This is a genomic window from Acinetobacter sp. RF14B, assembly GCF_006864105.1.
Taxonomy (GTDB): Bacteria; Pseudomonadota; Gammaproteobacteria; order Pseudomonadales; family Moraxellaceae; genus Acinetobacter; species Acinetobacter lwoffii_C.
This window is the reverse complement of sequence record NZ_SMTB01000009.1, coordinates 1-21837: the sequence shown is the minus strand read 5'-3', so window position 1 is coordinate 21837 and position 21837 is coordinate 1. Positions and strand designations below refer to the sequence as shown.

Sequence of the window (21837 nt, the reverse complement as noted above, 5' to 3'; positions counted from 1 at the left end):
TATTTAACCTGGTTATTTAAACAATACGAACTTTAACAAGTTTAGCTCGGAATGTTCTTTATTTAATCAACTTTTTATGATAAAAATACGGTCAACAAATAATGATTTACGATAAATAGATCGGACTATAAATATCTATGAAAATCGTGCAAGAAGAAAATTTACAGCAAGTCGAACATCGACTTGGTTCCCGCTATGATCTCGATATGATGTCATGTGTGTTTTTTGCACTGGGCATGCTGATCTGTGGTTTTATCCTTCATACTTTTATTTTTTAAACTATAGCTGCACAAAAAAACCCGGCCATTGCCGGGTTTCTGCTTTTCAGGCATTAAGCATTGCGTTGAGCGAAGTCATCCATAAAATTCACCAATGCCTGCACCCCTTCCAGAGGAACAGCATTGTAAATGCTGGCGCGCATACCGCCAACTGAACGGTGGCCGGCAAGATTCAACAAGTGATTGGCTTCAGCTTCTTTCAGGAACTGTTTTTCAAGTTCTGGATGAGCCAAGGTAAATGGCACATTCATGATTGAACGGTTTGCCTTAGCAATCGGATTCGCATAAAAATCGCTGGCATCAATATAGCCATAAAGCAAGTTTGCTTTTTCCATATTCCCTTTATGTATAGCCTCTACACCGCCATTTTCTAGCAGCCACTCAAATACCAGACCTGACAGGTACCACGCATAGGTCGATGGAGTATTGACCATAGAGCCATTTTTAGCCTGATCCGCATATCTCAGGATGCTTGGAATCTCAGGTTTTGCCTGATCCAGCAAGTCTTCACGGATAATCACCAACGTTAAACCGGCAGGACCAATATTCTTTTGCGCACCGGCATAAATCAGACCAAATTTAGACACATCCAGTGGCGCAGACAGAATACTTGAAGAGAAGTCACATACCAGTGGCTTATCTGTTTCTGGAATATCCGCAAATTGCAGACCGCCAATGGTTTCATTGTCGGCATAATGCACATAAGCTGCGTCATCAGACAATGTCCATTCGCTTTGTGCGCTAATGGCATATTTACCCTCAATCTGGGTACCAGCTTCAACGACATTAATATCGCCATAGCGCTTTGCTTCTTTCAGGGCTTTTTCAGACCAGATCCCCGTGTGAATATAGTCAGCTTTGTTTTTTTTACCTAGCAAATTCAAAGGGATCGCCGAGAATTGTAAGGATGCTCCACCCTGCAAAAATAATACTTTATAATTTTCAGGAATATTCATGAGCTTACGTAAATCAGCTTCTGCTTTTTCAGCCACCGCAACATAGTCGGCACTACGGTGACTCATTTCCATGATCGAAAGCCCCTTACCGTGCCAGTCCAGCATTTCAGCTTGAGCTTTTTCAAGAACGGCAGTAGGTAATGCAGCAGGACCAGCACAGAAGTTGTACGCGCGCATGATTTTTCCTTTCAGAGTGAAACACAATAAAATGATGGCATTTAACCATATATCAGCCTTCCTTGCACAAAATTATTTCAATCCAGGAAGTGAAATACAGTCAAAAAATCAATCTAGATTCAAAGGATAATTTGAATTTTTTCCATTTTTAGTTTTTAAATTCATGATTTCACTGCATAGAAGTTATATAGATAAAATATGGCCGCACTCAACTCTGAACTTATTTTAGGATCGGGGGAAGTTTGGGAATAGAAATAGTATAATTTTTCAATTTGTGCTTGTTTAGACGCGATCAGGGTAACAATCAAAGTAGACCATTTAAACGGGATCGGTTTCAATTACAACAATACTACAACTTTACTGTCGCCTGTCTTGCAAATACTTGATTTATAATTCAGCCTAGACTGATTTAATGTGACTTTTACATCACTAACTTGATGAACATGAAGAAAAATAAACCATATGTCTGCTGGGGTTTTAGTGTGCTTGCATTCATGATGTATGGCAGTTTTAGCTATGCACAAAACATCAGCTTTCAGGATGCAGAACGACAATTGCTACAGCGCTCTTATTCGGGTCAGGCTTTTCAAAGCCTTGAGCAGGCTTCTAAACTGGAAGCCGAAGCGATTAAAGGAATTGGATTACCACGTATCGACCTTAATGTCCGGGCCTATGCCTTTCGCAATGAATTAGACATTCCTTTAGGGGCGGTTAAAAATAATCTTGAGCAGTCTCTGAGCAGTGGTTTAAATAATAAGATTGATGAGTTTAATTTAGACCAGAGTATCGCTGACCCGCTTAAAGAAAGCCTGAAACAACCTATTCGGGATGGCGTGGGTTTAATTCCAGATTCAACCAATGTAGTGCTTGAAGACCAAGTGGTCCGCCCTAGTGTTTCAGTGATGATGCCACTTTATACCGGTGGACTGACCCGCAGTGCCAAAGAGGTTGCCACGATTCAAGCTGGACGCAGTGAACTGAGCAATCAGCAACAGCAAGATACACAGCGCTTTGAACTGATTCAGGCCTATTTTAGTGTACAACTGCAAAAGTAGTTATTAGAGGCAGCGCGTTTTAACTCAAATGCCATGCAACAACATTATCGCAATGCCCTGAAAATGGAACAGCAGGGATTTATTAGCAAAGGGCAGCGTATGCAGTTTGAAGTGGCGCGTAATAATGCTGATCGAACCCAGCAAAATACTCAGGCTAATCTGAATGCTGCACTGTTCCAGTTGAACAACTTATTGCGGGACAATACTATTACCGAGTTGAGCACACCTTTATTTGTCAATCGGGCTGAACCACAAAATGTAAATATCCTGCTCAGCAGTTTTAGCCAGAATTCACCTTTAATTAAAAAAATGAAACTGGATACCGAACTGGCCAAAACCAATGTCAAAGCCCAGCAGGCAGCTCAAAAGCCAAATGTCTTTGCCTTTGGCGAATACAGTCTGGACGCACAGCAAAACTGGATTGTTGGGGTTGCAGCACGTTATAACTTGTTTTCCGGCATTGATAAAAACAAGAATATTCAAGCTGCCGAACTGAAACGTTATGCTGCCGAACTGATGACAGCACGTACCCAGCAGGAAGTTGAAAACCTGATTTATAAATCGTTTAGTGAAGCAGTCAGTGCCCAGCAAAGCGATGTTTTATTACAACAAAATATGAAAGCAGCTCTGGAAAACTTGCGTATTCAAGAATTGTCTTTTAAGGAAGATGTCGGCACTGCAACTCAGGTGATTGATGCACAAAATATGCTGAGCAGCTTAAAGGCAGAGACAGCATTAAATGCTTATAAGTATGTCATCTCCCTCGCCACATTATTACAAAGTCATGGCTCTATTGCTGAGTTTCCAGACTATATGCAGCATGCCAATACTCACTATATTCGTTAATGGAGCCAAATATGACTGATGAGCAAAAGCCTGATCCTCCGGTTAATGAACCTGCTTCAAAAGTAGCACACAACAATCAAACTGAAGAAAATCCTGCCGAAGCAAAACAGAAAAAGTCTGGCAAGAAATATCTGCTGGGCAGCTTGATTCTGGTCATTCTGGTTTTGATTGGATTTGGCCTCTGGAAGACCTATCAACCTAAAGCGCTCGAACTGCAAGGCCGGGTTGAAGCGGAAACAGTGCAGGTTGCGACCAAAGTTCCAAGCCGGATTGAAAGGATCTATGTACACGAAGGTGATGAAGTAAAGAAAGGTCAGGTACTGGTTAAGTTACATAGTCCTGAAATTGAAGCGAAAAAACAGCAGGCACTCGCCACTTTGCAGTCTGCCCTAGCCCTCCAATCCACCGCAGAACGCGGTTCACAGGACGAAAATATTGCTTCTCTGCATGCCAACTGGCAATCACTGAAAGCGCAAGAACAGCTGGCAAAAACCTCCTATCAGCGGGGGGCAAACCTGTTTAAAGAAGGAGTGATTTCCCGTCAGCGCCGCGATGAACTGTATGCAGCATCACAGTCGGCCACACAAATGACTGAAGCGGCCTATCAGCAATATATCCGCGCCAAACGTGGCAGTACACCGCAGCAAAAAAGTTCAGCCGATGCACAGGTGGACATCGCCCGGGCAGCGGTAGCCGAAGCCAATGCCCTTGAGGCAGAAACTGAATTACTGGCACCGATCGATGCCACGGTATCCAAAACCTATGGCAATGTTTCGGAGCTGGTCGCAACTGCTGTACCTCTGGTCAGCCTGATTTCGGCAGAACGCTGGGTCAGTCTGAATATCCGTGAAGATCAATATGCTTCTTTACACGAAAAAAAGCAGCTCGAAGGTTATATCCCGGCCCTTAATAAAACCGCGAACTTTAATGTAAAAAGTATCAGTGCTGAAGGTGAGTTTGCCACGATCAAGACTACCCGCCAAACTGGCGGTTATGATGTGCGCAGTTTTAAAGTTCATCTCGTGCCTGCCGCCAAAATTCCAGAACTGAAAGTCGGCATGAGTGTATTGTTTAAACTGCAAGAGCCGAAATAAATGGCAACTGGATTCTGGGCCGGCATTCAGCGTGAATTAGCCTATTTATATAGAGAAAAATGGGATCTGGCACTGGTCTTGCTGGCCCCTGCCTGCATTTTAATTTTATTCGGCAGCATGTTTGCCAAAGGCAAACCTGATCATTTACCGATTGCTATTATTGACCAAGATCAAAGCAGCCTGAGTACTCAGATTTATGATCATTTATCTCTGAATTCTACTCTGCGAGTGTATAGCGTTTCTGATCAGAGCGTTGAGGTTGAAAAACTGCTCAACCAGAATAAAATCTGGGGCTACATCCATATTCCTACAGGTGCTGAACAGCGACTGGTCCAGGCACAAAATGCCGAAATCAGTATTGCCTTTAATCAGAGCTATTTCAGTATCGGCAATACCATTTCTTCAGCCATGTTACTCAGTACACTACAGGCAATGGCTGAGTTTACCGGAAAACAGTATCTGGGCAATACTCTGCCTGATCTGGATGCACCAACACCGAATATTAAAATTTCTCCACTTTATAACCCGCAGCTGAATTATGAGTTTTATCTGGAACCGTATATGGTTCCGGCGATTCTGCATTTGCTCTTGTGTTGCTGTGTGGCTTTTTCAGTAGGTCAGGAGCTCAAGCGGCATACTTTTCATCATTGGATTAATAAACAGAATCTCTGGTCAGCCCTTCTCTCTAAGAATCTGGTCTATGTGGCGATCTTCTGTCTCTGGACCTGGGCCTGGATGTTGTGGATGGTTGAGTTCCGCGGCTGGTTTATTGCCGGCTCATTCTGGCTGATTGTATTGGCTCAAATCTTATTCTATAGCGCCTATGCCTTTATCAGTAGCGCGGTCGTACTCGCTACGCAGGACCTGACCAAATCTTTTGGCCTACTCGCGGTCTATGGTGGTTCATCGCTCAGTTTTGCCGGTGTGACTTTACCCTTAAATAATGCCCCGCTGTTTACCCAGTTCTGGGCCCATATTATTCCTTATACACCTTATGCCAAATTACAAACCGAGCAATGGGTGATTGGCAGTCCTCTAGCTATTTCACTGCAACCGATGTTAATACTGATAGTCTATGTACTGCTTTACGCCGGACTGGCCTATATTTTTTTAAAGAAGACCGCTAAAGGAGTGTCGACATGAAAGCACTCTGGAGGGCTTACTGCAAAACCTTTAAAGATATTGTCAGCAATAGCAGTATTTTTACCACGCTGATTCTCTCGGTACTATTTTACAGCTTTTTCTATCCAACCGCCTACAAAGCTGAACAGGCCAAAGCCTTGCCGATTATTATTGTCGATGAAGAGCAAAGTGCCCTAACCAGCAGCATTATCAGTCACGTCAGTCAAAGCCCGAATGTACAGACCATAGCCGTCACCGGGAATTTTGCTGAAGCCAGGCAATGGGTAGAATCTCAAAAAGCTGACGGGATCTTGTTATTACCGGATAATCTTTCACAATCCATTCGACATGGGGAAAATGGGGGGATCGGGCTATACCTGAGTGCAGCCAATTTCCTGATTACTAAACAGATTGGCTTAGGTCTAGTGGCTTCCGTTGAAAATACTCTAAGTGAATATACTGAACGTTTTAGCGAAATTTCACATTTCTCACCTGCCCTGTCTATTCACCAGATTCCGCTTTTCAATCCCCTATCCGGCTATGGCAGTTATGTATTTCCAGCTGTTGCACCACTGATTATTCATCAGACAATTTTTTTGGGACTTAGCATGCTGATTGCCCTGTACCGGGAAAATAAACAGATGCTTAATCTAATCACCTTGAGCGGGATTGGTCTGGCTATTTTGACGATTGGCTGTCTGGGTTGTTATTACCTGTTTGGCTTTACCTTCTGGTTGTTTGACTATCCACGTGGGGGCAATTTCTGGGGCATGCTACTCGCTGTACCAGTATTTGTGTTCTGTATGATTGGCATCACGATCCTGTTCGCCAGTTTTCTAGATATGCCGGAACGTGCCGGACATATAATTGTCTTCACTTCCATTCCATTTTTTATGCTGTCTGGAGTTGCCTGGCCACACGCTGCAATGCCCGTCTGGATGCAATTCATTGGACAGGCTTTACCTTCAACACAGATCGTTCAAATGTTTATCCAGCTGAATCAGATGGGCGTACCCACTTACCTGATTCTAGGAAAGCTTGCTTATCTGTTTGTGGTCGGCATGATCTGCATGGGCTTAGGCTATTATCGACTACGCCCACGCAGTTAAATTGAGCCGTGTTTCATTAAGACCCCTCCAACACAACGTTATTCACCAAAAACCTGAATATTAAAGTTACGAATTTTGCTGCTACCATGAGGCTGGTCAAAACTGACATCATATTGCACCAGATTTTTGGGATAGGCAATTTCATAACTGATCTTATATTGAGTCACTCCTTTTTCCTCTTCAATGCGTTTGCTCATTAAAGTTTTGGACTTATAAGCTTCTTGAGGAATCGTGCGAGAAAAGCGCTTCATTAGTTTCTGGTTATCTTTAAATTCTGCCTGTAGCTGAGGTTCAAGATAGGTCAAAAATTTATCATATTTACCCTCGCGCAAATCATTATAAGCAGCTTCCGCAGCCTGTTCCTGTGCCGGACTAGGATTCGGAATCTCCTCTTGAGTACAGCCATGTAATCCGATCAGGGTAGCCAGTAGCATTAATCTGGTTTTCATCATTCACCTTTTTTTAGTCGATGTATGAAAAAGGACGCCGCAGCGTCCTCTTGTTCAGTGAAGAATTTACTCTTTTACTGTAGCGTTATCATCTGCCTGTTCAGCATCTTGCTCACCAGCCACAAGATCCGCAGTTGACTCTGTATTTTCAGTATCAGCCAATACATCCAATTCTTCATCTTCAACCGCTTCAATGGCTTCTACACCAACCAGTGTTTCATCTTCACCAAGACGGATCAGACGAACCCCTTGAGCATTACGGCCAGTTTGTGCAACTTCGGATGCACGAGTCCGTACCAATGTTCCGCCATCTGAAATCAGCATCAACTCTTTAGAAGCATCAATCGCAACTGCACCTACAAGTTCACCATTACGCTCGGACGTCTTGATTGCAATTACGCCTTTACCGCCGCGTTTCTTGGTCGGGAATTCATCTACTGTGGTACGTTTACCATAACCATTGGCAGAAGCACACAGCACTTCACCTGTTTCTGGAACGACCACCAGTGATACGATACGGCTAATAAAGCTGGTTTCAGTCGCCTCGTCATCATCAGACTCGACATCTGCATCTTCTGCATCTTCGACCTGAGCAGCGCCGATGGTTACACGCATACCGCGTACACCTTTGGCTGAACGCCCCATAGCACGAACATCAGTTTCCGCAAAACGGATTGCTTTGCCTTCATTCGAGAACAGCATGATCTGCTGTTCGCCATCGGTAATGGCCACGCCAATCAGGGTATCATCGCCATTCAGCTCAATCGCACGCAGACCATTTGAGCGGACATTGGAGAACTGTTCCAGTTCTACACGTTTAATCGTACCGTACTCGGTAGCCATAAACACATAGAAGTTTTTACGCAGGTTTTCTGCCAGCTCTGCAAATTCAGCAACAACTTCATCATCCAGATCAGTCGCAGAAAGCTCAACGCCCAATTCCTTCAGCTGAACACGCAAGGCATCAGACAGATCATCTCCATCTTTAAGCTCTGCAAATGCTGCTTCCAGACCCGCATAATGCTTGGCGATAATGTCATTCTTCTGCAGCTGTTCCATATTTGCTTTTACAAAGCTACGGAAGCCTGCCAGACGCTCTTTGAATTTCTTCGGGGCTTCCATGACTGGCAGAATCGCAGTAATGGTTTCATGCTCTTCCAGTGGTAACAGGTTGACCATTGGACGGCCTTTGGAACCACGTGAGGCTTGCGGCACTTCAAACACACGCAGACGATAAACTTTACCAACATTGGTAAAACAAAGCACCGTAGCATGGCTCGAGGTCACAATCAGATGTTGGATATAATCATCTTCTTTCATCGAAGTAGCAGACTTGCCGCGGCCACCACGACGTTGTGCGGCATAATCAGACAATGGCTGAGTTTTTGCATAACCTGACTGGGAAACAGTCAATACCATCTGCTCTTCTGGAATCAGATCTTCACGCGAGAAGTCGATACGAGACTCAACAATATTTGTCTTACGTGCATCGCCATATTGTTGCAGCACCAGCGCAAGCTCTTCTTTAATCACGTTCATCAACAGACTAAAGTCATTCAGAATTGCGGTATATTCGGCGATCTGCGCCAGAATTTCCGAATATTCCGCTTGTAACTTGTCTTGCTCAAGACCGGTCAAACGGTGTAAACGCAATTCCATAATCGCGTTGACTTGAGTCGGAGATAAACGATACACATCACCATCAATACCAAATGGACGGTTTGGATCTTCGCCTTCAATTTCATCAGGACGTACAGAAACAGCGCCCGCCTTTTCAAGCAATGCTGCCACACCACCTGCTGCCCACTCACCCGCTTGCAAACGCTCACGCGCTTCAGCAGGGTTAGCAGAAGTTTTGATGGTTTCAATGATGGCATCAATATTTGCCAGCGCAACTGTCAGGCCTTCTAATATATGACCACGTTCACGCGCCTTGCGTAATTCGAACATGGTCCGGCGCGTCACAACTTCCTGACGGTGACGGATAAACGCTGCAACAATATCTTTCAGGTTCATCAATTTTGGCTGGCCATTGTCCAGGCAAACCATATTAATGCTGAACGAGTTTTCCAGCTGGGTATTCAGAAACAGGTTGTTGACGATGACTTCAGCATTTTCACCACGCTTCAGGTCAATCGCAATACGCATCCCATCTTTATCTGATTCGTCACGAAGTTCTGAAATTCCTTCGAGTTTTTTCTCTTTAACCAGCTCGGCAATACGCTCAATGGTTTTAGCTTTATTGACCTGATAAGGAATTTCAGTAAATACAATGGTGGTACGGCCAGACTTCTGATCTTCCTCAAAATGGTATTTACCACGGATATGCAAACGGCCTTTACCGGTGCGGTAAGCATCAACAATCCCTGATTTACCATAGATAATACCGCCTGTAGGGAAATCTGGACCGGAAATATGCTCCATTAATCCTTCAATGCTGATATTCGGGTTATCTGCATAGGCCAGACACGCATTCACCACTTCTGTCATGTTGTGCGGCGCCATATTGGTCGCCATACCAACTGCAATCCCCGCAGCACCATTGACCAGCAGGTTTGGAATACGGGTCGGCATCACTTGTGGAATACGTTCTGAGCCGTCGTAGTTGTCTTCCCAGTCAACGGTATCTTTTTCAAGATCCGCCAGTAATTCATGGGTCAGCTTACGCATGCGGACTTCGGTATAACGCATCGCAGCAGCACTATCGCCATCGATCGAACCAAAGTTCCCTTGTCCATCTACCAGTTGGTAACGTAAACTGAAGTCCTGTGCCATGCGTACAATTGTTTCATAAACGGCTGAATCCCCATGCGGGTGATATTTACCGATGACGTCACCTACAACACGGGCAGACTTTTTGTAAGCTTTGTTGTAGTCATTGCCCAATTCGTGCATTGCGAAAAGCACACGACGATGAACAGGTTTTAGACCATCTCGTACATCCGGCAAGGCACGTGAAACGATCACGCTCATTGCATAGTCTAAATACGAGTGCTTGAGTTCATCCTCAATGGCAATCGGTCTAATTTCCGATACGCTCATGCATACTCCTTATTCTATAAGCCAGCTTTGGCTTATATTTATATGTCGTAAATCCAGCAAAATTATTAACTCAAACGACAGAGCTAAAAACTAAAATACAGCCCTAAATTATAGCATAAACCTGGCTAATTTTGTGCTTTAGCTTCAATCTTAATCTTGTTAATTTACTTAAATTTAGTGATTATTTTTTACACAAACCGCCAAACAAAAATAGAAATATAGCCATATATCATCTTATGCTAGAAATTGGCTAAATCGCTCACATTTCAAATCAAGCGGGCTTAAAAACCTTTCATACGCAGCAGTTATATTTATTCGGATTTATCTTGCTTCATCAAATGAAAGCTGATCAAAAATAACCCTAGGATTAAGGGGAATTCATAGAGCTCTTCCATCAAATCTTTATACTGAATGTCGCGTAGAAATAATGTATCAATGGCACGCTCATGCTCAATCGCATCTGAAATAATTAAGCCCGAACAAGCCAATACTAACGCCCATACTGGCAGCATAAAATGCTTAAGCTTTCGAATAATTTCTTTTCTTAAATGCTCAGAAAACAGCATAAATATCACAGGGGAAATCAACATGATCGAAATTGCACGAAAATAAGGCTTAGGAACCTCAGGAAAATAATCTCGCCCCCAACTGGTGCTGCGCCCAAACAGCAACAACCACCACAGGACTGCCCACAACCAAAACTGCTTTTTTCCGTCTTGCAAATCTAAGGGCCGAATATAGAAATAGCTAAATATGGCACACATTAGCAATAACAAGGCTTGTAAATTTTCCACAAAACGAACTATTTCACCATCGTGTAATGGTACTTGCAGATCAGCAGAAAATGGAAATAAAAAACACAGGATGGCAATGGCTATAATCGGCCACGTAAGCCGGGTATCGACCAACAAAAGACTACTCCTACCCAAACGACAAAGTAGGGTAAAGCTTAAAAAAAGATGGCGAATAATATCATAAATGCTTTATACGAATAATAGCCCTGTGTGTTTTAATCATACATTGCAAAGACACAATACGAGCATAGTCCTACTCTGCCCTCAACTTAGAACTGCTCCTATTGGAAATGTAACATACAAAAATCACTGATTGCTCGGACTTTAACACCGGCCATAAAAAACGCCCTTGAGTAAAACAGTAAAGTATTACTTTAACTGCTTACACAAGAGCGTCCTTTTTAAACCTGATTCAGGAATTAGATTTTAGAAACCAATTCAGGAATAACAGTATTCAAATCACCTACTAACCAGTAGTCAGCAACTGCATTAATTGGTGCTTCTTCATCTTTGTTGATCGCAACGATCACTTTAGATTCTTTCATACCTGCCAAATGCTGAATCGCACCAGAGATACCGACAGCGATATAAAGTTCAGGTGCAACAATTTTACCTGTTTGACCCACTTGCATGTCATTAGGAACAAAACCAGCATCTACCGCAGCACGTGAAGCACCTTGAGCAGCACCCAGCTTGTCAGCCAGTGGATCAAGAATTGCGTGATAGTTTTCACCCGACCCCACACCACGACCACCTGAAACCACAATACGCGCAGCTGTCAGTTCTGGACGCTCAGATTTCACAATTTCTTCTGATACAAACTTAGAAATACCGGCATCACCTTGGGACGCAGCAGCTTCAACCGCAGCTGAACCACCTTCTGCTGCCACAGCATCAAATGCCGTACCACGAACCGTGCCCAGTACGATGTCTTCGCCTGATTCTACAGTTGCAATCGCGTTACCTGCATAGATTGGGCGCTTGAAGGTTTTAGGACCGTCAACCGCAATGATGTCAGTGATCATGCTGACATCTAATAAAGCAGCTGCGCGTGGCAGAATATTTTTACCAGTTGTCGTAGAAGCAGCCAGAATATGGCTATAGCCTTTGCCTAGTTCTGCAACCAGTTTCGCTACGTTTTCAGCCAGCTGGTTTGCATAAGCAGCGTCATCAGCAAGTAATACTTTACTTACACCAGCCACTTTCGCAGCCTGATCAGCAACTGCCTGCGCGCCAGAACCCGCTACCAATACAGTGATATCACCACCGATTTTTTGCGCCGCAGCAACAACGTTTAAAGTAGCAGCGTTTAATGCTTTGTTGTCGTGCTCAGCGATAACTAAAATACTCATGATTTTTATCCTTCTGTATTAGATCACTTTCGCTTCGTTTTTCAATTTTTCTACAAGCTCATCTACAGACTTCACTTGTACGCCAGCTTTACGCTCTGCAGGAGACTCAACTTTCACTGTTTTCAGTTTAGTTGTAGTGGTTACACCGAAATCTGCAGGAGACTTGGTATCCAGCGGTTTTTTACGCGCTTTCATAATATTTGGCAGAGCTGCATAACGTGGCTCGTTCAAACGCAAGTCAGTGGTAATGATCGCTGGAAGTGATAATTCAACAGTTTGTAGACCACCGTCGATTTCACGCGTCACTTGTACTTTATCGCCTTCAACTTTAACTTCCGAAGCGAATGTACCTTGACCTGCACCCATAAGCGCACCCAGCATCTGACCAACCTGGTTAGAGTCGTCATCAATTGCCTGTTTACCCAGAAGGATCAGTTGCGGTTGTTCAGCGTCAACCACACCTTTTAGAATTTTGGCAATTTCCAGTGCACCCAGCTGACTATCATCAGCTTCCACCAGAATACCGCGGTCAGCGCCAAGCGCCATCGCAGAACGGATTTGTTCTTGCGCTTCTTTAGGACCAATAGACACAACAACGATTTCTGAAACAGTTCCTTTTTCTTTTAAACGAACCGCTTCTTCCACTGCGATTTCACAGAATGGGTTAATTGACATTTTAACGTTTGTTAAGTCAACACCACTGTTGTCCGGCTTAACGCGAACCTTAACGTTGGCATCAACCACACGTTTTACAGCAACAAGAGCCTTCATGTAATCCTCGGCTGTTTTAGCAAATGTAAATGTTGAGAAAAGTTATTGTAACTCTTCACTTAAATTTTTTTAGGTGCCCTATCTTGCAATGCGTACGGCATTTCGGTCAAGTCACAATTCAGGAAAGAGCTGTAAAAATATATAAATTTCCTTGAACGATGCGTTCACAATTAATAAGTATCTTTTTATTACAAGGGATTGCATCCAGTTTTATATAAAAATTAACCTTTGATTTTTAGTATTTTTTTATTTGATTAATCCCATCAGTAGTTTTGATGTAGTGCTGCTAAAATATCCAGCCCACCTCTTTTGGCCCACAAAATAATCAATTCTCTGGCCTTAATATTTTTGTCATTTTAGACATAGCTTTCTCTGACTGACCATTCATCTTCGATGAAGTATTATTCTGATGTCTATTTCTCCTCCATTCAGGTTAAATTTTCTTGTACTTTCTCCCTTCTTTCATCCCCAAAGCATGCCGAATTCAGGGGGTTTGATTTTAAAGTCTGAGGGTTCAGAATTATCGACTACTTACAAACTGCAGATGGGGTTAAATGAGCAAATATACTTCTCTTTCCTTTGTAAAAAACCTCCGGAATATTTTATGCCTATTGAAATTGAGACCACACGGTTATTACTGCGGCAATGGCATCCGTCGGACTATCCGGTTTTTGCCAAGATGAATGCAGACCCGGAAGTGATGCGCCATTTCCCACAATGCCTGAATAACAGGCAAAGCAATGCCTTGGCAGATAAATTCTACCAACTGATTGAAAGACAGAGTTGGGGATTTTGGGCACTAGAATTAAAACGCAGCCGACAATTTATTGGTTTTACCGGCTTACATTATCGACCGCAACAATTCAGTTTTTCTCCCTGTACTGAAGTGGGCTGGCGTCTGGCTCAGGCGTATTGGGGAAAAGGCTATGCAACTGAGGCGGCACTTGCCTGTCTCGTCTTTGCATTTCAACATTTAAATCTTGCCGAAGTTGTGTCATTTACCGCAGTGAATAATATAAAGTCACAAGCCGTAATGCAGCGTTTAAATATGAATATTGTGGGATATTTTGATCATCCTGCCTTGGACAGACACCACGCTCTAGCCCCACATATTTTATATAGCCTTAAGCAGGCTGACTTTCCAGGAAATCACGATGTACATGGCTTAAGTCAATCAATTCATATTGCGCAAGTTTAAAAACCTCCCAAACTGCCATAAAGTCTTCTTTCAAATCAATATGAGCCGAGGGCTGTGCTGTTTCTTGCCACTGCAGGTCTGAAATCCACAGATAATATTGTTGTGTAACCGGATTTACCGCCTGAACTTTACCGGCAGCATTGACTCCTTGAACCACGGTATTTTCCGGAAGTACAGGTTCAATCTTGGCTAAACTGATTTCTACAAAGTGTTTGACCTGACGCAAGCCATAGCCTGCAAAAATTTCTTTTTGTGCAGCAGTTAATTGATCATATTTCTCTAAAATATCTAAAATCATTACTTTGCCTATATTTTTCTTTCCAATATTTACATGACGAGTGGGGGCAGTTAATAATTTCCTTCCCTTCGATTATTCATGCCACCCACTTTATACTGATAGGAGGCTGTTATACCTTATAAATTGACTTTTTATTATGCGACAATAGTTCAAATGCCATCTAGATAGACTCCCTATTGTTTCACCCCCTGATTTAAATTAGATGACAAGGAGGTCGCCAGAATTAACAAACCATAAACCGGCAAAGCCTGCTTGCTCTCTTAATTTTTAAAAACTGTCCGATTTTTTAAGTTGGGCGCGAGGATGGGCTTGATCATAAATCTGTGCCAGACGGTCAAAATCAAGATGGGTATAAATTTGCGTGGTGCTTAAGTTGCTATGCCCCAGCATCTCCTGAACGGCACGTAGATCTCCGCTATTTGATAGCATATGACTGGCAAAACAATGTCTTAATAAATGCGGATGCAGATCGACATTTACACCGGCGCGCTGTGCCTGAAACTTGACCCGGTTTTCAATTTGACGGGCGCCCAGTGGCTGGCCTTTTTGGGTAATAAAGACATTCGCATCTGCGACAAAGTCACCATTCCATAACGGATAAATTTTCAGCCATTCCATTAAGCTGTCTTTGGCTTTTGAACCAAATGGTACCACTCGAGTTTTGTTCCCCTTACCGGTAATTCTTAATAATTGACGATTGAAATCAATGTCCTTGATTCTTAGACCTTGAATTTCCGCTAGCCGCAAGCCGCTGGAATATAACAACTCCAAAATTGCTTTGTCTCTCAGCCACATCTGCTGCTGTGCTTGAGTTTCGGGCGCGGACTGATCTAGAATTTGGTTGACCGTTTCAATATCAATCATTCCCGGCAAAGGACGTGACTGACGCTTCAGCTGAAAATCATCGGCCGGATTAAAGGCTAGATACTGAGACTGCTGCGCCCATTTCATGAACTGGCGGATAGAGGACAGCATGCGTTGCAAACTGCTTGAACTCAAGCCTTGCTGTTCTACCTTTTCAGCCAGAAACTGACGCAAATCTGTGGCTTCGACATCATTTAAAGCCAGTTTTTGCTGTGCACAGAATTTCAGAAAATCAGTCACATCACGCGTATAAGCCTGTAAAGTATGTTTGGACTGGTTTTGAATTTCCCGTTCTTTTAACCAGATCCCGAGCAACTCTTTAGCAGTTCCCTCCATATACCCCATTAAATACGCTCCAGATAGGTATCAATCAGCGCAGCCACCTGTGCAGGCTGACTGGCAGCAAAAAAGTGATCCCCGCCTTGGAGGGTATGTAGTGTTGCACTTCGAAAGGTCTGTTCCAGATATTGTCCTAGCTGAACAGTACTTAAAGAATCCTGATCTCCCCAGATCAGCAAGATGGGAACCTCAAGGCTGGCAAGTTGCTCCGGACTAAATTCGGTTTGGTCTTCTAAAAAACAGTCAGGGACTGCCTTAAACTGCTCGCGATAACCTGTTCGCCAGTCTGCACAGCCGAACTGCTGCACGTTTAGGCCGCCAGATGTAGCCAGTAAAACCAGTCCTTTGACTTTTTCGGAGTGATTAAGCGCAAGCCCAAGCGCCAGCACACCACCCATAGACTGTGCAACCAGGATAGAATCTGCTTCAATCTGCTGATTCAGATAGGCTTGCAGATCATGCAGGTTGTGAATGGCCGAATTTGGCGCGATGCCATCGAATCCTGGATAAGCCAAAATCTGATAAGCCTGTCCTGGTGCTAAATAAGTAGTCAAAGGCTGCCAGAAACCTTGACTGCCTGATGCTCCTGGTAAAAATACAAGCTGATTCATGGCGTTGTTGTTCTATGCATTTAATATAATTTTATCCTAACATAAAAAAAGCGCCGTTCTGAGCACAGCGCTTTTTTAGATCGCCCGAGGTTCTGCATTAACTCTGGAAATAACGTAGATCCAGACGTCCTTCATAGACATTTGCCGTTGGCCCGGTCATCCAGACCACATCGCCCTCGACCCATTCAATCTGCAATTTGCCACCAGCAAGTTCCATCTCGACCTTACTGGACAGCAAGCCACGGCGCATACCCGAAACTGCTGCCGCACAGGCCCCTGTGCCACAGGCCAGAGTTTCCCCGACCCCACGCTCATAGACTCGCAAACGTGCATGCATTTCATCCACAATCTGCATAAAACCGGCATTGACCCGGGCAGGAAAACGCTGATGCGATTCTACCTGCGGACCAATTTTTGCGACATCTGCGGTGAGCACATTCGGAACAATAGTCACCGCATGTGGATTGCCCATATTCACCACATCAATGGTCAGCTTTTTATCACCTTCCAAATCAATGTCATATAAATTATCCGGCTCATCCGCCAGGAATGGAATCTCCTGCGGCAGGAATTTCGGATAGCCCATATTGACCCGCACCCAGCCATTGGCCCCCAGCTCCGGCTCAATAATGCCAGCTTTGGTCTGCACCTTGATTTTGGTCTTGCTGGTCAGTTGACGCTCATGCACAAAACGCGCAAAACAACGCACGCCATTACCACACTGTTCAACCTCAGAACCATCGGCGTTAAAAATACGATATTTAAAATCTGCAGTTGGAATATCAGGCGGTTCAACAATCAGCAGTTGATCAAAACCCACACCAAAATTACGGTGAGCCAAACGTTGAATGGTCAGCGTATCCAGATAAGCGCGTTGGCTGATCAGATCCACCACCATAAAGTCATTGCCCAAGCCATGCATCTTGGTAAATTCTAATAACACTTTGATTTACTCCTTTTAAGGCAATAAACGCTCGCGTTCCCAAAGTGATTCAATCGTTTCACGTTCACGAATCAGATGTGCCTGATCACCATTGACCATCACTTCAGCGGCTCGGCCACGGCTGTTATAGTTCGAGCTCATCACAAAACCATATGCGCCTGCACCGAGTACAGCCAGCACATCATTTTCCTGAATAGCAAGCTGACGCTCTTTACCCAGAAAGTCACCCGTCTCACAGATCGCACCGACCACATCCCACTCTTTACTCGCTGTATCTGTACGTGGCGTTACCGGCTGAATATCCATCCAGGCCTCATACAACGCCGGGCGGATCAAGTCATTCATCGCGGCATCGATGATGGCAAAGTTGCGGTGAACCGTTGGTTTCAGTAAATCCACTTTAGTCAGCAATACGCCGGCATTGGCTGAAATGCTACGGCCCGGTTCCATATAAACTTTTAAACCCAGTTTTTTCAGGGCCGGACGTAGTGCATTGGCATACTCTTCGACAGATGGCGGAGTTTCATCTTTATAGGTCACTCCCAAACCACCTCCAATGTCGATATGTTTCAACTGAATCCCCATCTCTTTCAGCTTATCAATCATCACAATGACACGATCCAGTGCATCGACAAAAGGCTGGGTTTCAGTCAATTGCGAACCGATATGACAGTCAATTCCCACTATTTCCAGATTCGGCAAAGATGCGGCGTATTGGTAAGTTTCAAATACGCTCTCCGATGGAATACCAAACTTGTTTTCTTTTAAACCCGTCGAAATATAAGGATGGGTTTTGGCATCAACGTCTGGATTGACGCGTAAAGAAATCGGGGCTTTTTTACCCATCTTAGCCGCTACTTTCTGGATACGATCCAGCTCGGCATGTGACTCAACGTTAAAGCAGGCAATCCCCACTTCCAATGCTTTTTGAATATCCGCTTCAGATTTACCCAAACCCGAGAACACGATTTTTGCAGCTTCACCACCGGCTTTGAGTACACGAGCAAGTTCACCACCGGTCACAATATCAAAACCGGCACCTTGCTTGGCCAATACATTCAATACCGCAATATTAGAGTTTGACTTTACCGCAAAGCAGATTTGATGATCGATAAAGCTAAAAGCACGGTCCATCTCCAGATAATGCTTTTCAAAAGTGGCTTTGGAATAAACATACAGTGGTGTGCCAAACTGCTCGGCAAGCTGTTGCAGTGAACATTGCTCGGCGTGCAATACCCCATTAATACGGGTGAAACTCATGAACGTATCCTTTCTTTGAACGTTTTAAGGAGATGATGTTGAATCGGATTCTACGGGTGCTTCAAACTGCTGCCTAACTGGTGCATCCTGTTTTTCACCAGACGCAGGTGTCGCAGGCTCGGTGTTTTTGTAAAGCAGATATTTGGCACGCTTATCGTGATTTGGGTCAGCAGGAAGATGTAAGGCTCCCGATTGTCCACAACCTGCCAGCACAAAGCCGGCTGTAATTAAACTGATGTAGCAAATGACCTGATGCATCTGACCACCTAATCTGAGTATTTTCATAAAGTATAACGCGATGATAGAAATAGACCAAAGCGCTCAACCTTAGAGAGTATCTTGAGACATTAAAAAACGCCAGCAGATCGCTGACGTTTTTATTGATATGGATTATTTATGTTTCTGTTTATAGAAGCCCAAATAACCAATAATCAGTAAAACAAACCAGATCGGACTGACCATCAGGGCACGACGCGTATCTTCTTCCAGCGCCAAGACACCAATCATGGCAACAAAGAAAATAATCACGATCCAGCAGGTCACCAGTCCACCAGGTAATTTAAACACCGATTTGGCATGCAACTCGGGACGGGTTTTATAGTAAATCATATAACTCCAGATAATCATGAGCCATACACAGATAAATAAAATCGTCGACAGGGTCGTTGCCAGAGTAAATGCTTCTACGGTGTTCGGCACGAAGTACTGTAAAGCTGCGCCTAATAACAGACATACTGCAGAAAAATACAGGGCATTGGCAGGTACAGCGCGACTGTTTAAACGTCCAAAGGATTTCGGTGCCTGCTGTTCACGTGACAAACCAAACAACATCCGGCTGGTCGAAAACACTCCACTATTCATGGAAGACATGACCGAGGACAATACGACCAAGTTCATGATAATGGCAGCCGCAGCAATGCCCGCCTGACTGAACAGATCAACGAATGGCGAAATATTCGGGTCAATCTGGTTCCATGGCGTAACCGACATCACGATAAGCAAGGCAAGCACATAGAAAATAATGATACGAATCGGAATCGAATTGACCGCTTTAGGCAGGTTTCTTTCCGGGTCTTTGGTTTCAGCAGCTGTGGTACCGACCAGCTCTACCCCAACAAAGGCGAAGATGGCAATCTGGAAACCCGCCAGGAAACCCATGGCGCCCGTTGGGAATAAACCGCCATGCTCCCAGAGATAGCTAAAGGAAGCCTGTGTACCCGCATCGGAGGTAAATCCGGTAAAGATCATCCATAAACCCACCGCAATCAATACGATAATGGCAATAATCTTGATCAGGGCAAACCAGAACTCCATTTCACCAAACAGTTTTACCGTGACCAGGTTCAGTCCCATGATAAAGACAATAGCAGCAATACTGATCAGCACCCCTTCACCCGCGGTGAAAGGCAGGCCGTTATTGAAGAACTGCAGGTAATAAATAATTGCAGAAAGATCTGCAATACCAATGGTGATCCAGCACAGCCAATAGGTCCAGCCGATAAAATATCCTGCCCATGGTCCGATCAGGTCAGTAGCAAAATCAATAAACGATTTATAGTGCAAATTAGACAGCAATAATTCGCCTAATGCACGCATGACCAGAAACACCATGAAGCCGATGATCATATAGATCACCAGAATAGACGGTCCTGCCAAACTGATGGTTTTTCCCGAGCCCATAAACAGGCCGGTTCCGATTGCCCCACCAATCGCAATTAGCTGCAGATGCCGGTTAGACAAGCTACGCTGTAATTCACCCTCTTGCGATGATGAGTGGCTATATTTTTCTGACATTATTCATTTCAACTTTGTTTTTAATGGCGACAAGTTAACTTAAAAATATAAAAATACAAAAAAGAAAATCGCTTTTCATTTATATTTTCCCATTCACTCGAGTCGCGGCTAAGAAATTGACTTGAAACCAAGAGAACCAGAGCCATCCATTCAGTGAGTACACCAAACTGACCCCTCTGGTTTCCAGGAAAGCTATAGTAGCGAATTATTCTGCATTCTTGAGGATTTCTCTAAAATTTGAGTCAATCGGTGTCGATATTTTTCAGACAACTTCCTTCCTGCCTGAAAAATCAAGCTACTTAGCCAAATCTTGTTGAAATTATTTTTTATTAGGCTTGAGGATAACTCGTGTATTCCAATAACAGCCTTTCTTCTATGAGCAGATGACTGGTCTCCTTCAATTCCCATCCCCCCCACAGGCCTGTACGTCATGCTTGATATTTAGCGCTCTCTTTTGTCCTGCCGAGTTTCTCTATCTTCGTGAATTGAACAAGTATTTTCTTGTCAAAACTTTTAAATTGTGCAAAAAATAGAAGACAAATCCGCCATTATTTGTGTTCAGGATGAACTCACTTGGCATCGTAATTACTTTTTAATCAAGACCTCAAATAAAACTGACATGGATCAATAAGAAGAATTTTATGCAAAATTTACAAAGTCTGATGGAAACTTTGAGCGGCTGGATCTGGGGCCCTTATATGTTGGTACTGCTGGTTGGCACCGGTGTATTCCTCACTTTCCGCCTAGTATTCTGGCAATTCCGTATGCTGCCTTTTGCAATCAAACAAGTGTTTGGCAAGCATCCTGCTCATGAAAAACATGGAGATATTTCCCATTTTGCCTCTCTCATGACTGCCCTGTCTGCCACCATTGGTACCGGTAATATTGCCGGGGTGGCCACGGCCTGTGTATTGGGCGGTCCGGGTGCAATCTTCTGGATGTGGATGACGGCGCTGTTTGGCATGGCCACCAAGTATGGTGAAGGCGTACTGGCAGTGAAATACCGCATTAAAAATGAAAAAGGTGAAATGTCCGGTGGCCCGATGTATTACATTGAACGCGGACTTAAATGGAAGTGGCTGGCCCTGATCTTCGCCCTGTTCGGCACCTTGGCCTCTTTCGGAATCGGCAGTTCGGTTCAATCCAATACCGTTGCGCTGGCTGTAGAAAACAGTCTGGGAGTTGAAACCTGGATCACTGGTGTGGTGATTACCCTACTTTCTGCCCTGGTGATTCTGGGCGGGATTAAATCCATTTCCAAAGCGGCTTCCCTGATTGTTCCGATCATGGCACTGGGCTATGTGGCCGGAGGCTTAATTATTATTTTCACTCACCTTGAACTGGTGATGCCTGCCCTAAAAATGATTTTCACTTATGCCTTTACTGGTGAGGCTGCCATGGGTGGTGCCGTCGGTGCTGCCATTCGCTATGGTGTGGCGCGCGGAGTATTTTCCAATGAAGCTGGTATGGGTTCTGCCCCAATCG

The 21837-nt window shown here is 44.1% G+C and carries 19 protein-coding genes and 1 pseudogene; 7 read left to right on the top strand and 13 right to left on the bottom strand.

The window, feature by feature from the left end:
* The first annotated feature begins 137 nt into the window (after positions 1-137).
* Positions 138-278, top strand: coding sequence for a hypothetical protein (locus E2K52_RS15185; protein ID WP_162850556.1), 141 nt, complete (start codon positions 138-140; stop codon positions 276-278).
* 53 nt (positions 279-331) lie between these two features.
* Here the strand turns inward: E2K52_RS15185 and serC are convergent, their stop codons facing one another.
* Positions 332-1411, bottom strand: a complete 1080-nt coding sequence (serC, locus tag E2K52_RS02780; protein ID WP_151203499.1) for a 3-phosphoserine/phosphohydroxythreonine transaminase — start codon at positions 1409-1411, stop codon at positions 332-334.
* Between the two features lie 437 nt (positions 1412-1848).
* Between serC and E2K52_RS02775 the strand changes: the two are divergent.
* The 4 genes and pseudogenes from E2K52_RS02775 to E2K52_RS02760 all read left to right on the top strand — a co-directional run bounded on the left by E2K52_RS02775 (position 1849) and on the right by E2K52_RS02760 (position 6637).
* Positions 1849-3312 (top strand): annotated as a pseudogene (locus E2K52_RS02775) (TolC family protein).
* An 11-nt stretch (positions 3313-3323) separates the two neighbouring features.
* Positions 3324-4406 (top strand): HlyD family secretion protein, encoded by a 1083-nt coding sequence (locus E2K52_RS02770; protein WP_151203497.1) that lies wholly within the window; start codon positions 3324-3326, stop codon positions 4404-4406.
* Positions 4407-5549, top strand: coding sequence for an ABC transporter permease (locus E2K52_RS02765; RefSeq protein WP_151203495.1), 1143 nt, complete (start codon positions 4407-4409; stop codon positions 5547-5549).
* Positions 5546-6637 carry an ABC transporter permease gene (locus E2K52_RS02760; protein WP_151203493.1) on the top strand — a complete coding sequence of 364 codons (1092 nt, stop codon included), beginning with the start codon at positions 5546-5548 and terminating at the stop codon, positions 6635-6637. Before E2K52_RS02765 ends, E2K52_RS02760 begins: the two co-directional genes overlap by 4 nt.
* 38 nt (positions 6638-6675) lie before the next feature.
* On the opposite strand, the gene E2K52_RS02755 is transcribed toward E2K52_RS02760, so the two are convergent.
* From E2K52_RS02755 to E2K52_RS02735, 5 genes are all read right to left on the bottom strand, one after another.
* The gene (locus E2K52_RS02755; RefSeq protein ID WP_151203491.1) at positions 6676-7086 is read right to left on the bottom strand and encodes a DUF4878 domain-containing protein; all 411 of its coding nucleotides are present in this window, start codon (positions 7084-7086) and stop codon (positions 6676-6678) included.
* A 66-nt stretch (positions 7087-7152) separates the two neighbouring features.
* Positions 7153-10128, bottom strand: coding sequence for a DNA gyrase subunit A (gyrA, locus tag E2K52_RS02750; RefSeq protein ID WP_151203489.1), 2976 nt, complete (start codon positions 10126-10128; stop codon positions 7153-7155).
* 311 nt (positions 10129-10439) lie between these two features.
* Positions 10440-11039, bottom strand: a complete 600-nt coding sequence (locus E2K52_RS02745; protein WP_151203487.1) for a hypothetical protein — start codon at positions 11037-11039, stop codon at positions 10440-10442.
* Between the two features lie 302 nt (positions 11040-11341).
* Positions 11342-12274, bottom strand: coding sequence for an FAD-binding protein (locus tag E2K52_RS02740; RefSeq protein WP_151203485.1), 933 nt, complete (start codon positions 12272-12274; stop codon positions 11342-11344).
* 18 nt (positions 12275-12292) lie between these two features.
* Positions 12293-13045 carry an electron transfer flavoprotein subunit beta/FixA family protein gene (locus E2K52_RS02735; protein WP_151203483.1) on the bottom strand — a complete coding sequence of 251 codons (753 nt, stop codon included), beginning with the start codon at positions 13043-13045 and terminating at the stop codon, positions 12293-12295.
* 604 nt (positions 13046-13649) lie between these two features.
* Here E2K52_RS02735 and E2K52_RS02730 point away from each other — a divergent pair.
* Positions 13650-14243, top strand: coding sequence for a GNAT family N-acetyltransferase (locus E2K52_RS02730; RefSeq protein WP_151203481.1), 594 nt, complete (start codon positions 13650-13652; stop codon positions 14241-14243).
* Here E2K52_RS02730 and E2K52_RS02725 read toward each other — a convergent pair.
* From E2K52_RS02725 to E2K52_RS02695, 7 genes are all read right to left on the bottom strand, one after another.
* Positions 14170-14541 carry a hypothetical protein gene (locus tag E2K52_RS02725; RefSeq protein WP_151203479.1) on the bottom strand — a complete coding sequence of 124 codons (372 nt, stop codon included), beginning with the start codon at positions 14539-14541 and terminating at the stop codon, positions 14170-14172. The genes E2K52_RS02730 and E2K52_RS02725 overlap by 74 nt on opposite strands.
* A 267-nt stretch (positions 14542-14808) precedes the next feature.
* Complete coding sequence (gene xerA / locus E2K52_RS02720) at positions 14809-15750, bottom strand: site-specific tyrosine recombinase/integron integrase (RefSeq protein ID WP_151203477.1); 942 nt, start codon at positions 15748-15750, stop codon at positions 14809-14811.
* A complete protein-coding gene (locus E2K52_RS02715) occupies positions 15750-16355 on the bottom strand; it encodes an alpha/beta fold hydrolase (protein ID WP_151203475.1) in 606 nt (201 codons plus the stop codon). Before E2K52_RS02715 ends, xerA begins: the two co-directional genes overlap by 1 nt.
* Before the next feature lie 97 nt (positions 16356-16452).
* The gene (dapF, locus tag E2K52_RS02710; RefSeq protein WP_151203473.1) at positions 16453-17298 is read right to left on the bottom strand and encodes a diaminopimelate epimerase; all 846 of its coding nucleotides are present in this window, start codon (positions 17296-17298) and stop codon (positions 16453-16455) included.
* 15 nt (positions 17299-17313) lie between these two features.
* The gene (lysA, locus tag E2K52_RS02705) at positions 17314-18558 is read right to left on the bottom strand and encodes a diaminopimelate decarboxylase (RefSeq protein WP_151203471.1); all 1245 of its coding nucleotides are present in this window, start codon (positions 18556-18558) and stop codon (positions 17314-17316) included.
* A 24-nt stretch (positions 18559-18582) separates the two neighbouring features.
* The gene (gene lptM, locus E2K52_RS02700) at positions 18583-18816 is read right to left on the bottom strand and encodes an LPS translocon maturation chaperone LptM (protein ID WP_151203469.1); all 234 of its coding nucleotides are present in this window, start codon (positions 18814-18816) and stop codon (positions 18583-18585) included.
* Between the two features lie 132 nt (positions 18817-18948).
* The gene (locus E2K52_RS02695; RefSeq protein WP_151203467.1) at positions 18949-20352 is read right to left on the bottom strand and encodes an amino acid permease; all 1404 of its coding nucleotides are present in this window, start codon (positions 20350-20352) and stop codon (positions 18949-18951) included.
* A gap of 641 nt (positions 20353-20993) precedes the next feature.
* On the opposite strand from E2K52_RS02695, the gene E2K52_RS02690 reads away from it, so the two are divergent.
* On the top strand, positions 20994-21837 hold an 844-nt coding region (locus tag E2K52_RS02690; RefSeq protein WP_151203465.1), incomplete at its 3' end, for an alanine/glycine:cation symporter family protein.